The sequence below is a fragment of the Streptomyces spororaveus genome (assembly GCF_016755875.1).
GTDB classification, from domain to species: Bacteria; Actinomycetota; Actinomycetes; order Streptomycetales; family Streptomycetaceae; genus Streptomyces; species Streptomyces spororaveus.
The window spans coordinates 6330034-6342853 of record NZ_BNED01000005.1; the positions used below are offsets into that span (position 1 = coordinate 6330034).

The 12820-nt window shown below is 72.0% G+C and carries 12 protein-coding genes; 6 read left to right on the forward strand and 6 right to left on the reverse strand.

The window, feature by feature from the left end; all coding sequences use genetic code 11:
• Positions 1–66 precede the first annotated feature (66 nt).
• Positions 67–1050 carry a TerC family protein gene (locus Sspor_RS31080; RefSeq protein WP_202202062.1) on the forward strand — a complete coding sequence of 328 codons (984 nt, stop codon included), beginning with the start codon at positions 67–69 and terminating at the stop codon, positions 1048–1050.
• 14 nt (positions 1051–1064) lie between these two features.
• Here the strand turns inward: Sspor_RS31080 and Sspor_RS31085 are convergent, their stop codons facing one another.
• From Sspor_RS31085 to Sspor_RS31095, 3 genes are all read right to left on the reverse strand, one after another.
• On the reverse strand, positions 1065–2381 hold the full coding sequence (locus Sspor_RS31085; protein ID WP_202203982.1) for an MFS transporter: 1317 nt from the start codon (positions 2379–2381) through the stop codon (positions 1065–1067).
• A 204-nt stretch (positions 2382–2585) separates the two neighbouring features.
• The gene (locus Sspor_RS31090; protein ID WP_202202063.1) at positions 2586–3242 is read right to left on the reverse strand and encodes an MBL fold metallo-hydrolase; all 657 of its coding nucleotides are present in this window, start codon (positions 3240–3242) and stop codon (positions 2586–2588) included.
• A gap of 9 nt (positions 3243–3251) precedes the next feature.
• Entirely contained in the window at positions 3252–3941 is a 690-nt protein-coding gene (locus Sspor_RS31095) for a maleylpyruvate isomerase family mycothiol-dependent enzyme (protein WP_202202064.1), read from the reverse strand.
• Between the two features lie 187 nt (positions 3942–4128).
• On the opposite strand from Sspor_RS31095, the gene uvrA reads away from it, so the two are divergent.
• On the forward strand, positions 4129–7146 hold the full coding sequence (gene uvrA / locus Sspor_RS31100; protein WP_202202065.1) for an excinuclease ABC subunit UvrA: 3018 nt from the start codon (positions 4129–4131) through the stop codon (positions 7144–7146).
• A 77-nt stretch (positions 7147–7223) separates the two neighbouring features.
• Here uvrA and Sspor_RS31105 read toward each other — a convergent pair whose 3' ends face one another.
• Positions 7224–7874 (reverse strand): NAD(P)-dependent oxidoreductase, encoded by a 651-nt coding sequence (locus Sspor_RS31105; protein WP_202202066.1) that lies wholly within the window; start codon positions 7872–7874, stop codon positions 7224–7226.
• Between the two features lie 66 nt (positions 7875–7940).
• On the opposite strand from Sspor_RS31105, the gene Sspor_RS31110 reads away from it, so the two are divergent.
• Positions 7941–8576: a TetR/AcrR family transcriptional regulator gene (locus Sspor_RS31110; RefSeq protein ID WP_202202067.1), complete on the forward strand. Its 636-nt coding sequence runs from the start codon at positions 7941–7943 to the stop codon at positions 8574–8576.
• A 19-nt stretch (positions 8577–8595) separates the two neighbouring features.
• Here Sspor_RS31110 and Sspor_RS31115 read toward each other — a convergent pair whose 3' ends face one another.
• The gene (locus Sspor_RS31115) at positions 8596–9471 is read right to left on the reverse strand and encodes a carbohydrate kinase family protein (protein ID WP_202202068.1); all 876 of its coding nucleotides are present in this window, start codon (positions 9469–9471) and stop codon (positions 8596–8598) included.
• Positions 9472–9612: 141 nt separating this feature from the next.
• On the opposite strand from Sspor_RS31115, the gene Sspor_RS31120 reads away from it, so the two are divergent.
• Positions 9613–10044, forward strand: a complete 432-nt coding sequence (locus Sspor_RS31120) for a Rieske (2Fe-2S) protein (RefSeq protein ID WP_202202069.1) — start codon at positions 9613–9615, stop codon at positions 10042–10044.
• A 38-nt stretch (positions 10045–10082) separates the two neighbouring features.
• Here the strand turns inward: Sspor_RS31120 and Sspor_RS31125 are convergent, their stop codons facing one another.
• Positions 10083–11015: a hypothetical protein gene (locus Sspor_RS31125; RefSeq protein ID WP_202202070.1), complete on the reverse strand. Its 933-nt coding sequence runs from the start codon at positions 11013–11015 to the stop codon at positions 10083–10085.
• Positions 11016–11242: 227 nt separating this feature from the next.
• Here Sspor_RS31125 and Sspor_RS31130 point away from each other — a divergent pair, with 227 nt between their 5' ends.
• Complete coding sequence (locus Sspor_RS31130; protein WP_202202071.1) at positions 11243–11851, forward strand: papain-like cysteine protease family protein; 609 nt, start codon at positions 11243–11245, stop codon at positions 11849–11851.
• Positions 11852–11856: 5 nt separating this feature from the next.
• Positions 11857–12642, forward strand: a complete 786-nt coding sequence (locus Sspor_RS31135) for a hypothetical protein (protein WP_237404410.1) — start codon at positions 11857–11859, stop codon at positions 12640–12642.
• The last annotated feature ends 178 nt before the right edge of the window (positions 12643–12820 follow it).

Below are 12820 nucleotides of genomic sequence, written 5' to 3' on the forward strand. Positions count from 1 at the left end.
GAAGAGACCTCCGGCAGCGATGACGCTGACGAAGTGCTGAGCCATCCGCCGGAGGCATGTTTCACCATGGAAGTTTCCTGGGCCCTTTGGGCGCTGACCATTCTCGGTCTCTCCCTCCTGATCGGCGCCGATTTCTTCATCGGCCGCAAACCGCACGACGTGTCCATCAAGGAAGCGGGCACCTGGACGATCGTCTGGATCGTCCTCGCCGGACTCTTCGGCCTCGGCCTCTGGTTCTTCGGGAGCGGCCAGGCCTCGCAGGAGTTCTTCGCGGGCTTCATCACCGAGAAGTCCCTGAGCGTCGACAACCTCTTCGTCTTCGTCCTGATCATGGCGAAGTTCGCGGTCCCCTCCCACCTCCAGCAGCGGGTGCTGCTCGTGGGTGTGCTCATCGCTCTCGTCCTGCGCGCGGTCTTCATCGCGGCCGGCGCCGCGATCATCGCCAGCTTCTCCTGGGTCTTCTACATCTTCGGCGCGTTCCTGATCTACACCGCGTGGAAGCTGATCCAGGAGGCCCGCAAGGACGAGGAGGACGAGGAGTTCGAGGAGAACCGCCTCCTGAAGTCCGTCGAGAAGAAGTTCGGCGTCGCCGACCGCTACCACGGCACCAAGCTCTTCATCCAGAACAACGGCAAGCGCGTACTGACCCCGCTGATGGTCGTCATGCTCGCCATCGGCACCACCGACGTGCTGTTCGCCCTGGACTCGATCCCCGCGATCTTCGGCCTGACCCAGGACCCGTACATCGTCTTCACGGCCAACGCCTTCGCCCTGATGGGTCTGCGCCAGCTGTACTTCCTCATCGGCGGCCTGCTGAAGAAGCTGGTCCACCTCAGCTACGGGCTGTCGATCATCCTCGGCTTCATCGGCGTCAAGCTCGTGCTGCACGCCCTCCACGAGAACGGGCTGCACGTCCCGGTGATCTCGATCCCGGTCTCCCTCGGCGTCATCTGCGGTGTCCTGGTCATCACCACGATCACCAGCCTGATGGCCTCGAAGAAGCAGGCGGCGGCCGAGGCCGCCGCCCGCCCGGAGAGCATCGACGCCTGACCTGGTCCGCGCGTCTAGACGGGGGCGGCCGCTTCGGCCGCCCCCGTTTCCGTCGCCCGGCCCGCGGCCACCCGCTTGTGCACGGCCGCCGGACCGGTCTCCGGCAGCAGGGCGAAACAGACCAGGCTCACCAGGGAGATCCCGGTCAGGTACAGCGCGACGCCCCACGGCGGACCGGAGCCGTCCGCCAGCGCCGTCGCCACGATCGGGGTCAGAGCCCCGCCCAGCACACCGCCCAGGTTGTAGCCGACGGCCGCGCCCGTGCAGCGGATCCGCGGCGCGTACAGCTCGGGCAGGTAGGCGGCCACCACCGCGAACATCGTCACCATGCCCAGCAGTGCGCCGACGAAGCCCACCGTCATCAGCAGCGGGTCGGCCGTCCGCAACAGCGCCACCAGCGGGAACATCCACACCGCGCAGATCGCGCACCCGATCAGGCACAGCGGCCGCCGCCCGTAGCGGTCGCCGAGCGCCGCGATCAGCGGGGTCGCCATCCCCTTGATCGCGACCGCGGCCATGATGCAGGCCAGCATCGCCGTACGGCTCACCGCGAGGTGCTCGGTGGCGTAGGCGAGGGACCAGGTGGTGACCGCGTAGAAGACGGCGTACCCGACGGCCAGCGCCCCGCCGGTCAGCAGGAGCAGCCGCCAGTGGCCCCGGAACACCTCGGCCAGCGGGGCCTCGGCCCGCCGGTCCGTCGCGGCGAGCGCCCGGAACTGCGGGGTCTCCTCCACCGAGCGGCGCAGCCACAGTCCGGCCAGCGCCAGCACCCCGGCCGCCCAGAACGGCACCCGCCACCCCCAGGCGGTGAACTGGGCATCGGTCAGTGACGCGGAGAGCCCCAGCATCAGGCCGTTGGCGAGCAGGAAGCCGACCGCCGGGCCCATCTGCGGGAAGCTCGACCACAGTCCGCGCCGGTGCTCCGGGGCGTGCTCGGCCGTGAGCAGTACGGCGCCGCCCCACTCGCCGCCCAGCCCGAGCCCCTGCAGGAAACGCAGCAGGAGCAGGAGTACGGGCGCGGCCGTGCCGATCGAGCCGTACGAGGGCACGCAGCCGACGGCGACCGTGGCGAGGCCGGTGAGGAGCAGGGAGGCGAGCAGCACCGGGCGCCTGCCGTAGCGGTCGCCGATGTGGCCGAAGACCGCCGAACCGAGCGGGCGGGCGAGGAAGCCGACGCCGAAGGTGCCGAAGGCGGCGAGCGTTCCGGCGAGGGGGGAGAAGGACGGGAAGAAGAGCGGGCCGAGCACGAGGGCCGCGGCCGTCCCGTACACGAAGAAGTCGTAGAACTCGATCGCGGTCCCGGCGAGCGAGGCCGTGGCCAGCCGCAGCATGCCGGGCCCGGTGGTGCCGTCGGAATCGACGGGCCGGGGCGTCGGGGAGGGGACGGGGGAGGCCTCAGGGGCGGAGGTCGGGGGCGGGGACGGGTCGTGTGGCATGCCGCACCAGTTACCCGTTCCCCGCCCCTCAGGACGTGAGTTCGGCCGTAAGCGACCGGAAGGAGTGCATCGCGTCGCGAAGTTGACGCGTTGCGCTGCCTACCAGCCGCGCTCGCGCCACTCGGCCAGGTGCGGACGCTCGGCGCCGAGGGTCGTGTCGTTGCCGTGCCCCGGGTAGACCCAGGTCTCGTCCGGCAGCTGCTCGAAGAGCTTGTGCTGGACGTCGTCGAGCAGGCTGGTGAAGGCCTCGGCGTCGCCCTGCGTGTTGCCGACTCCGCCCGGGAACAGGCAGTCCCCGGTGAAGACGTGCGGGTGCCCGTGCGGGTCGTCGTAGATCAGCGCGATCGAGCCGGGGGTGTGCCCGACCAGGTGCCGGGCGGTCAGGGTGACCCGTCCGACCGTGATCGTGTCGCCGTCGGCGACGAGCACGTCGGTGGTCACCGGGATGCCCTCGGCGTCGTCGGCGCCCGCGAGGGTGCGCGCGCCGGTCGCCGCGACCACTTCGGCGAGCGCGCCCCAGTGGTCGCCGTGCCGGTGCGTGGTGACCACGGACGCGATGCCGTCGTCACCGATCAGGCTGAGCAGGGTGCCCGCCTCGGCCGCCGCGTCGATGAGCAGCTGCTCGTCGGTGGCGCGGCAGCGCAGCAGGTAGGCGTTGTTGTTCATCGAGCCCACCGCGACCTTGGAAATCATCAGGTCCGCAAGTTCGTGCACGTCGGCGGGACCGCCGACCTTGACCTCTCCGGTGTACGTCATGTCTTGATCCTAGAGCGGGGGGAGCTCGGGGAGGGGGCCGCCCGAGGTGGTCAGGGAGGCGCCCTTGTCGCCGCGGCCGGCCAGCCAGGCCAGCAGCCCCGCGGGGGTGCCGGACACGGTGACGGCGGGATCACCGGCGGAGCCGGTGCGCCAGCTCCGGCCGTCGTCCGCGACGAGGGCCACCGGCGGCACCTCGGGGCGGCCGGACCAGCGGTCGGCGAGGAAGACGATCTCACGCTCGGTGAACTCGTCCGGGAGGTCGGTGAGCTCGTAGCCGATGTTCAGGTCGACGTGGTGCAGATCGGCCTCGACCCAGCGGCGGAAGGGCACGTTGGCGGCGACGTCGGTGACGCCGTTGCGCAGCTCGACCGTGCGCGACCAGTCCTGGGCGGGCTCGGTGGTGGCCATGAAGCGGGCCGCGGAATCACGGAGGTCCGTCAGGTGTTCTTCCAGGGAGCGGCCGGCGTCGCGCTCGATGTCAGCGTCACGGGCGGTGGCGCTCTCGTACATCGGGCGTCCCTCGAAGACGTTGACGAGCGCGTCCGCGTTGCGTGCGAGGTGGGCCAGGATGTGGCCGCGGGTCCAGCCCGGGAGGTGTGACTCCTCGGTGAGGGCCGCGTTGTCCAGTTTCGCGACAGCGGTCAGCAGTCGGTCCGTGGCCTCACGTACAGATCGCAGGTCGTGCACATGATCAGTCATGACGGCGAGCCTAGTGGCTCTCCGCTCCCCGCCACACGATCGGGTGAAGAGGTCTGCGGAGTGCCGTAAATCGAATGCGCGTGCTATACGCTCGGAAGTCCAAGGACCCAGTCCATCGCAGAGGCGCCCCCCATACCCTGGGACGGGGGCCCGTGCCCCCGCTCTCTCAAGAAAGGTGCGGACCGGCGTGACCGACCGTCTCATCGTTCGTGGCGCTCGCGAGCACAACCTGAAGAACGTCTCGCTCGACCTGCCCCGCGACTCACTCATCGTCTTCACCGGACTCTCCGGGTCGGGCAAGTCCTCCCTGGCCTTCGACACGATCTTCGCCGAGGGTCAGCGCCGCTACGTCGAGTCGCTCTCGTCGTACGCCCGCCAGTTCCTCGGGCAGATGGACAAGCCCGACGTCGACTTCATCGAGGGCCTCTCCCCGGCCGTCTCGATCGACCAGAAGTCGACCTCGCGCAACCCGCGCTCGACCGTGGGCACCATCACCGAGGTCTACGACTACCTCCGCCTGCTCTTCGCCCGCATCGGCAAGCCGCACTGCCCCGAGTGCCGCCGTCCCATCTCGCGCCAGTCGCCGCAGGCGATCGTGGACAAGGTGCTCGCGCTCCCCGAGGGCAGCCGCTTCCAGGTGCTCTCGCCGCTGGTGCGCGAGCGCAAGGGCGAGTTCGTCGACCTCTTCTCCGACCTCCAGACCAAGGGCTACAGCCGGGCGCGGGTGGACGGGGAGACCATCCAGCTCTCCGAGCCGCCCACGCTGAAGAAGCAGGAGAAGCACACCATCGAGGTGGTCATCGACCGCCTCACCGTCAAGGAGAGCGCCAAGCGCCGGCTCACCGACTCCGTGGAGACCGCCCTCGGCCTCTCCGGCGGCATGGTGATCCTGGACTTCGTCGACCTCGCCGAGGACGACCCCGAGCGTGAGCGGATGTACTCCGAGCACCTCTACTGCCCCTACGACGACCTGTCCTTCGAGGAGCTGGAGCCGCGCTCCTTCTCCTTCAACTCCCCCTTCGGCGCCTGCCCCGAGTGCACGGGCATCGGTACGCGCATGGAGGTGGACCCGGAGCTGATCATCCCGGATGAGGACAAGTCCCTGGACGAGGGCGCGGTCTCACCGTGGTCGCTCGGTCACACGAAGGACTACTTCCAGCGGCTGATCGGCGCGCTCGCCGAGGAGCTGGGCTTCCGCACCGACATCGCGTGGGCCGGGCTGCCGGCACGCGCGAAGAAGGCCCTGCTGTACGGGCACAAGACGCAGATCGAGGTCCGCTACCGCAACCGGTACGGGCGGGAGCGGGCCTACACGACGGCCTTCGAGGGCGCCGTGCCGTTCGTCAAGCGGCGGCACGCGGAGTCGGAGAGCGACGCCAGCCGCGAGCGCTTCGAGGGCTACATGCGCGAGGTGCCCTGCCCGACCTGTGAGGGCACCCGCCTGAAGCCGATCGTGCTCGCCGTGACGGTGATGGAGAAGTCCATCGCCGAGGTGGCCGCCATGTCGATCAGCGAGTGCGCGGACTTCCTGGGGCGGATGCGTCTCGACGCCCGCGACAAGAAGATCGCCGAGCGGGTCCTCAAGGAGGTCAACGAGCGGCTCCGCTTCCTCGTGGACGTCGGTCTCGACTACCTCTCGCTCAACCGGGCCGCCGGCACGCTGTCGGGCGGCGAAGCCCAGCGCATCCGGCTCGCCACCCAGATCGGCTCCGGTCTGGTCGGTGTGCTCTACGTGCTGGACGAGCCGTCCATCGGTCTGCACCAGCGGGACAACCACCGGCTGATCGAAACTTTGGTGCGGCTGCGGGACATGGGCAACACGCTCATCGTGGTCGAGCACGACGAGGACACCATCAAGGTGGCCGACTGGGTCGTGGACATCGGTCCGGGTGCGGGCGAGCACGGCGGCAAGGTGGTGCACAGCGGTTCGCTGAAGGAGCTGCTGAAGAACCCCGAGTCGATGACCGGGCAGTACCTCTCGGGCAAGAAGTCCATCGAGATCCCCGACATCCGCCGGCCCGTGAACGGGGAGCGCAAGCTGACCGTCCACGGCGCCAAGGAGAACAACCTGCGGGACATCGACGTGTCCTTCCCGCTGGGTGTGCTGACCGCCGTAACCGGCGTATCGGGCTCGGGCAAGTCGACGCTGGTCAACGACATCCTCTACACGCACCTGGCGCGCGAGCTGAACGGCGCCCGTTCGGTGCCGGGCCGGCACACGCGGGTCGACGGCGACGACCTCGTCGACAAGGTCGTGCACGTCGACCAGTCGCCGATCGGCCGGACCCCGCGGTCCAACCCGGCCACGTACACGGGTGTCTTCGACCACGTCCGCAAGCTGTTCGCGGAGACGATGGAGGCGAAGGTGCGCGGCTACCTGCCGGGCCGCTTCTCCTTCAACGTGAAGGGCGGCCGGTGCGAGAACTGCGCCGGTGACGGCACGATCAAGATCGAGATGAACTTCCTGCCGGACGTCTACGTCCCGTGCGAGGTGTGCCATGGCGACCGGTACAACCGGGAGACGCTGGAGGTCCACTACAAGGGCAAGTCCATCGCGGAAGTCCTGAACATGCCGATCGAGGAGGCCCTGGGCTTCTTCGAGGCGGTGCCGACGATCGCACGTCACCTCAAGACGCTCAACGAGGTCGGGCTGGGCTACGTCCGCCTCGGCCAGTCCGCGCCGACCCTGTCGGGTGGTGAGGCACAGCGCGTGAAGCTGGCCTCCGAGCTCCAGAAGCGGTCGACGGGCCGGACGGTCTACGTGCTGGACGAGCCGACCACCGGTCTGCACTTCGAGGACATCTCGAAGCTGATCAAGGTGCTGTCGGGGCTGGTGGACAAGGGGAACTCGGTGATCGTCATCGAGCACAACCTGGACGTCATCAAGACCGCCGACTGGGTCATCGACATGGGCCCGGAGGGCGGGTACGGCGGCGGCCTGGTGGTGGCCGAAGGTACCCCGGAGGCGGTGGCATCGGTGGGCGCCAGCCACACCGGCAAGTTCCTGCGGGACATCCTGGGCGCGGACCGGGTCTCCGACGCGGCGGCGTCGCCGGTGCGGGCCGCGGCGAAGAAGGCCCCGGCCAAGAAGGCCCCGGCCAAGAAGGCCCCGGCCAAGAAGGCGGTCGCCGCGAAGAAGGCGGCCCCGGCCAAGAAGGCCGCGACCCCCGCGAAGAAGACGGCGGCGCGGGCACGCAAGGCCTGAGGGGGCCGTTCGTCAGCGGCGCCCCCGGCGCCGGCGGGGCCGGATCCTCCGGCCCCGCCGGCGTCCCGGTGCCCGGCCTACGAGGCCACGCCCACCGCGTGGCGCGCGGTGGCCGGGTCCGTCAGGCACACCAGGAGGGCGTCCGCGACGTCCGCGCGCGGGATGACACTGCCGCCGCGCACATGGGCGCCGATCGCACGACGGTAGGTGCCGGTGCGGGGCTTGTCCCGCAGCATCGGAGGCCGGACGACCGTCCACCGGGTGCCGCTCGCGGCCATCACCGCCTCCATGTCCGCGAGGTCCGCGTAGAGGTCCCGCAGCAGCCTGCGCAGCAGTGGGTAGACCAGGACGCGGGTGAAGATCCCCTCGCCCTCCGGCAGCGGGCCGACGGGTGCGGCGCTCACGGCCGTCAGCGGCCGCACCCCCGCCCGGTCCATGGCCGAGGTGATCGCCTTCAGGGCGGGGCCCGCGACGGGATGCTCCCTGGCCTGCTTGTTGCTCGCCGCGCCCAGGGCGGAGACCACCGCGTCCTGCCCGCTGACCACGGCCAGCACCGCCTCCTGGTCGGTCACGTCGCGCACCGTGGCCACCCGCAGCCGCTCATGGGCGGCGATCGGCAGCCGCGCCGGATCCCGTACCACCGCGGTCACCTCGTGCCCCGCGTCGAGTGCCTGCCGGACGACCTCGCGGCCGACGCCGCCCGTGGCTCCGAACACCGTGATCTTCATCGTCATATCCCCACGACGAGAGGTGGGTGAGTACTTACTCACCCCTGTTTCCGCTAGGGTGAGTGAATGCTCACCTCGAAGTCAAGCCGTCCCACTCCCGAGCGGCTGCTCGACGCCGCCGAGAAGCTGATGCGCACCAGTGGCCTCGCCAACGCCACCACCAAGGCCATCGCCCGCGAGGCCGGCTGCTCGGAGGCCGCGCTCTACAAGCACTTCGCGAACAAGGAGGAGCTGTTCGTCCGCGTGCTGATGGAGCGCACCCCGAACGCGGGCCCGCTCATGGCCGCCCTGCGGGCCGATCCGGGGGAGCGGACAGCCGAGGACGAGGCCGAGGCCGGGGGCGGGGGAGAGCAGGAGCTGACCGCCATCGCCCGGCACGCCTCGCTCTTCTACGCCGACGCCATCCCCCTGGCGGCCTCCCTCTTCGCCGAGCCCGCCCTGCTCAGCCGCCACCGCGAAGGCGTCCAGGAGATCGGGGCCGGACCGCACGTACTCCTGGACGCGCTCGCCGAGCGGCTGCGGCGCGAGCTCGACGCGGGCCGGCTGCGGCCCGACGCCGATCCGCGGGCCGCCGCGGCCCTGCTGCTCGGCGCCTGCTTCCAGCGGGCCTTCTTCCTGCACTTCTCCGGAGCCCACGTCGTCCAGCCCGTCGAGGAGTTCGCCCCGGCCGTGGCCCGTACCGTCTGGGCGGCGCTGCGCTGAGCCGAGCGGAGCCGACCCCTCAGAGCTCCGCCGCAAACGGCGGCTCCGCGCCCGCCCGGGTACAGGTCAGGGCCGCCGCGTGGGCGGCGTGCGCCAACACCTCCGGCCAGTCCACCGGGTGGCCCGGCGCGGCGGCGAGCCGGTGCAGCAGGGCGGCATTGACGGTGTCGCCCGCCCCGATCGTGTCCGCGACCTCGACCGGGCGGGCCGCCGCCGAGTACTGCGCGCCCTCCCTCGTCCACACCGTCAGGCCCGCCGCGCCCCGGGTCAGCACCACCGCCGACGGGCCGGCCGCCAGCCAGTCCTCGACCCGGCCCCCCAGCCAGGCCGCGTCTTCCTCCGAGAGCTTGAGCACGCTCGTGTGCGGCAGCAGGTGCTCCCGGAAGCGCGCGCGGTACGCCGCCGGGTCCGCGATCAGCGCCGGCCGGATGTTGGGGTCCAGCAGGGTCAGCACCCCGCGCCGGTACTCCCGGCGCAGCAGGGCCTCGTACGCGCTCGCGCCCGGTTCGAGGACCAGCGAGCAGGTCCCGAGCGCGAGGGCCCGTACCCCGTCGGGGAGGGCGGGCGGCAGCGTGAACAGCCGGTCCGCCGTGCCCTCGACGTAGAAGCCGTACGAGGCCGAGCCGTCCGGGGCCAGGGAGGGCACGGCGAGGGTGGTCGGCTCCGGTCCGCGCTGGACCAGCGACAGGTCCACCCCGGCCGCCCGCAGTCCGGCCAGCAGGCTCTCGCCGAAGCCGTCCGAGGAGACCCGGGAGCAGAAGGCCACCTCGGCGCCGAGCCGCCCGAGCGCGAGCGCGGTGTTGTACGGTCCGCCGCCCGGCCGGGGCAGCAGCGCGCCCGGCGGCCGCGCCGCGGGCACCAGGTCGATGAGGGCTTCTCCGCCGACGACGATCACGCGGGGGAAGCTACCTCATGGGACGCGGGTATCGTCGGGTGGGCCGGTGCCCGGCCGGCGCCCGGCCGGTTCCCGCCGGCGACCCGCCCCGCACCCCTTCCCCACGTGCCCGCACCCCGTTCCGCAGCTCAGGAGAACCGCATGTCCGCGCCGCAGTCGCCCGCCCGCCGTACCGTCCTCAAGGGCGCCGCCGCGCTCGCCGGGGCCACGGGCGCCGGAGTGACCCTGGCCGCCTGTTCCACCGAGAGCCGCAGCGGGGGCCACACCCCCGCCACCCCCACCGCGCCGGTGGACCTGGGGGCCGCGGCCGATGTCCCGGTGGGCGGCGCGAAGCTGTACCGGGAGAACAAGCTGATCGTCAGCTGCCCGGCGGAGGGCCAGTACAAGGCGTTCAGCGCCCAGTGCACACACGCCGGCTGCGTCCTGGACAAGATCGTCGAGGGTGAGGGGAACTGCCCCTGCCACGGCAGCCGCTTCGACGTGACGACCGGCAAGGTCCTGCGCGGCCCCGCCTCCGACCCGCTGCCCGCCGTCCCGGTCCGGGCCGAGAACGGCAAGCTCGTCGCGGGCTGACCCGCGCCCGCTCCCGGTACCACGCCCGGACCTGCGCATCAGTCCCAGTCCCAGGAGATCCCGAGGACGCCGCGCCGCACCGACTGCTCCACCAGGTGCACCGCCCGGTGCCGGCCGCTGGGCGTCAGGTCCACGAGGCCGGTGCGCGGGGCCGCCGGTCCGCCCCGGGCGAAGCGCCGGCACCGCACCGGCAGGGCCGCCTCGTCGAAGCTGACCTGGAGCATGTACTGGCCGCCCGCGTAGCTGAACCCGCGTACGTACTCGCCGCTGCGGGCCCCGGTGCCGTCCTCGATCCCGTAGCCGAAGACGTGGGTGTCCCCGCGGCGCAGCCGCGCGTCGAAGAGCAGCTCCGCGACCACCACCCCGGACTCCGGGTGGCACCGCACGCGGCCCGTGCGGCAGTTCTCGTACGCCGTCACGCGCATCCGGGACACGTCGCAGCCGGGGTCGCCGTGGTGCACGGCGAGGTAGCGGTCGACGCCGTCGCGGTGCGCCCGGACGATCTGCTGCGATTCGCGGACCCGCAGCTCACCGGCCGGTCCTATGCGGACCCGCTCGTGGTGGCCGACCGAGTGCAGCCCGCCGTCCGGCGGGAGGTCCATCCCGTCCAGCAGCCGTTCCACCGTCCCGCCCATGCTGAACAGGGCCCGGTACGAGCGGGTGGGCGGGCGCGCGACACCGGGCCCGGGATCCTCGGCGGCCAGCAGGCGCAGGAGGGCGCCGTCGGGCAGTTCCAGGATCCGCTCCAGGGCGGTGACCGCCCGCAGGGACTCCGGATGACGTGGCCGCCGGGCGCCCTGCTGCCAGTAACTGAGGCTGGTGACGCCGAGCTTGATGCCCTGCGCCGCGAGCCGGTGCTGCACCCGGTGCAGGGGCAGTCCGCGCGCGGCGAGGGCGGCGCGCAGGGCGAGATGGAAGGGGCCGCCGCGCAGCAACCGGCCGAGTTCCGCCGAGTCCTCGGTGGGTCGCATGGCGACTCCTTCGTGAACGTTCACACGCGCCGGCGCGGGGGATCGCGGCGGCGGCTCCGGGGGACCAGGTGACACGGCAGCAACCGTTCACACCGCAGCCCCACCGTTCACAGAGCAATGTCACGGCGTATTGAAGCGTGTTGACCTGATCGCGACAACTGCCTGATGCTCCTGAACAGCGTCCGGACGCGCTCCTCCACCCCCACACCCCACACGGGAGGAACGCGATGCGCAACCGAAACCGGCGGCATTCCCCAGCCGCCTGTCTCACCGCCGTGCTCACATCCCTGCTGTTCGCCCTGCCCCTCGGCACCGGCACCGCCGCCGCTGCCGAGGCCGGCACCGACTCCGCCCTCGCCGCCAAGCGCCTGAACATCACCATGCAGGCGCAGCAGAAGACCAACTGGTGCTGGGCCGCCGGCGGCAACACCATCGCCACCTGGTTCGGCCGGAACCACAGCCAGAACCAGTTCTGCAACGCCGCCTTCAACCGCCAGCAGGGCAGCGAATGCCCCAACAACCAGGCCACCCTGGGCAACGTCCAGACCGGACTGCGCTGGACCGGGATCAACCCCGGCTCGTACGTCAGCGGCTGGCTCCAGTACTCCACCGTCCAGACGGAGATCAACGCCGACCGGCCGGTCGAGACCCGCATCCAGTGGTCGAACGGCGGCGGCCACATGCACGTCCTCTACGGCTACGACACCGCGAGCAACTGGGTCTACTGGGGCGATCCCTGGCCCTCCAGCGACCGCTACAACTGGGCCTCGCACGCCTGGTACGTGAACAACAGCACCTTCTCCTGGACCCACTCCCTCTACCGGATCGGGGCGTGACCGCCATGACCCCGCGCGCTTCGGCCGCCATGGCCGTCCTCGCCGCCACCGCCCTCCTCGGCCTCGCCCCGCAGGCCGCCGCGGCCCCCGGAGGCCCGGTACCGCAGCCCCAGGCAGCCACCGCCGAGAACAGGGCCGCCGCCGCGGAGGCGGCCACCGCCCCCGGCACCCTGGCCACCCTCTCCCGCTTCTTCGCCCGGGAGGGCAAGGTCTCCCCCACGGCCGCGCAGCCCCGGATCGAGGGCGAGGCGATACCGGTCAACCACCTCTCCCCGGAGTTCGTCGCGGGCAAGGCGGGCGCCCCCGTCGCCCGCCTGGAATTCCTCGCCAGCAGGGCCGTCTCCTCCGACGGACAGCAGGCCGCGCTGTGGACCGCGCGGACGGAGGCCGGCTGGGAGGTCGTGAACATCGCCACCGGCGACGACGAGTTCCGCTACGCGCGGCTGGGCGCGGCGAAACTGCCCGGCGGGACGGTGTTCCGGGAGCCGCAGATCGACGCCTGGTACGTGGCCGGGGGCAGCAGGGTGCTGCCGCTGGACGAGGACGCCGTACGCGCCGTGGGCGCGGAGGGCACGACGCTCGGCGCCTACCGGGCGCGGGTCGCCCGGGCGTACGGGGACAAGCTCCCCGGCTCCGCGTATGCCGAGGGCGGCGCGGCGGGCGGGTACGCCGAAGCCTCGGCCGAGGGTGGCGTGACTCCGGTCGCCGCGGCCGCCGGCGGGGCGCTCGCGCTGGGCGGGGGCGGTGTGCTGCTCGCCCTGCGCAGGCGCCGGGCCGTGGCCGCGGGGTAGCCCCCGCACCCGCAGGGTCCGGCTACGGCCGGAGGCCGGGCCCTGCGGGCGGCTCTCCCCGCCCCGCCCCTTCGCCGTTTCCCGGGGCTCCGCCCCGGACCCCGTGCCTCGATCGCCGGCGGGGCTGGGTTGCTGGGCTCCGCCCGGGACCCCGCGCCTCAAACGCCGGCGGGGCTGG

What these genes read in the sequence shown, in the direction of transcription:
- Sspor_RS31080 (WP_202202062.1), top strand. Translation starts at nt 67, where the DNA reads ATGGAAGTTTCCTGGGCCCTTTGGGCGCTGACCATTCTCGGTCTCTCC.
- Sspor_RS31085 (WP_202203982.1), bottom strand. Translation starts at nt 2,381, where the DNA reads ATGCTGCGGCTGGCCACGGCCTCGCTCGCCGGGACCGCGATCGAGTTC.
- Sspor_RS31090 (WP_202202063.1), bottom strand. Translation starts at nt 3,242, where the DNA reads ATGACGTACACCGGAGAGGTCAAGGTCGGCGGTCCCGCCGACGTGCAC.
- Sspor_RS31095 (WP_202202064.1), bottom strand. Translation starts at nt 3,941, where the DNA reads ATGACTGATCATGTGCACGACCTGCGATCTGTACGTGAGGCCACGGAC.
- Sspor_RS31105 (WP_202202066.1), bottom strand. Translation starts at nt 7,874, where the DNA reads ATGAAGATCACGGTGTTCGGAGCCACGGGCGGCGTCGGCCGCGAGGTC.
- Sspor_RS31110 (WP_202202067.1), top strand. Translation starts at nt 7,941, where the DNA reads ATGCTCACCTCGAAGTCAAGCCGTCCCACTCCCGAGCGGCTGCTCGAC.
- Sspor_RS31120 (WP_202202069.1), top strand. Translation starts at nt 9,613, where the DNA reads ATGTCCGCGCCGCAGTCGCCCGCCCGCCGTACCGTCCTCAAGGGCGCC.
- Sspor_RS31125 (WP_202202070.1), bottom strand. Translation starts at nt 11,015, where the DNA reads ATGCGACCCACCGAGGACTCGGCGGAACTCGGCCGGTTGCTGCGCGGC.
- Sspor_RS31130 (WP_202202071.1), top strand. Translation starts at nt 11,243, where the DNA reads ATGCGCAACCGAAACCGGCGGCATTCCCCAGCCGCCTGTCTCACCGCC.
- Sspor_RS31135 (WP_237404410.1), top strand. Translation starts at nt 11,857, where the DNA reads ATGACCCCGCGCGCTTCGGCCGCCATGGCCGTCCTCGCCGCCACCGCC.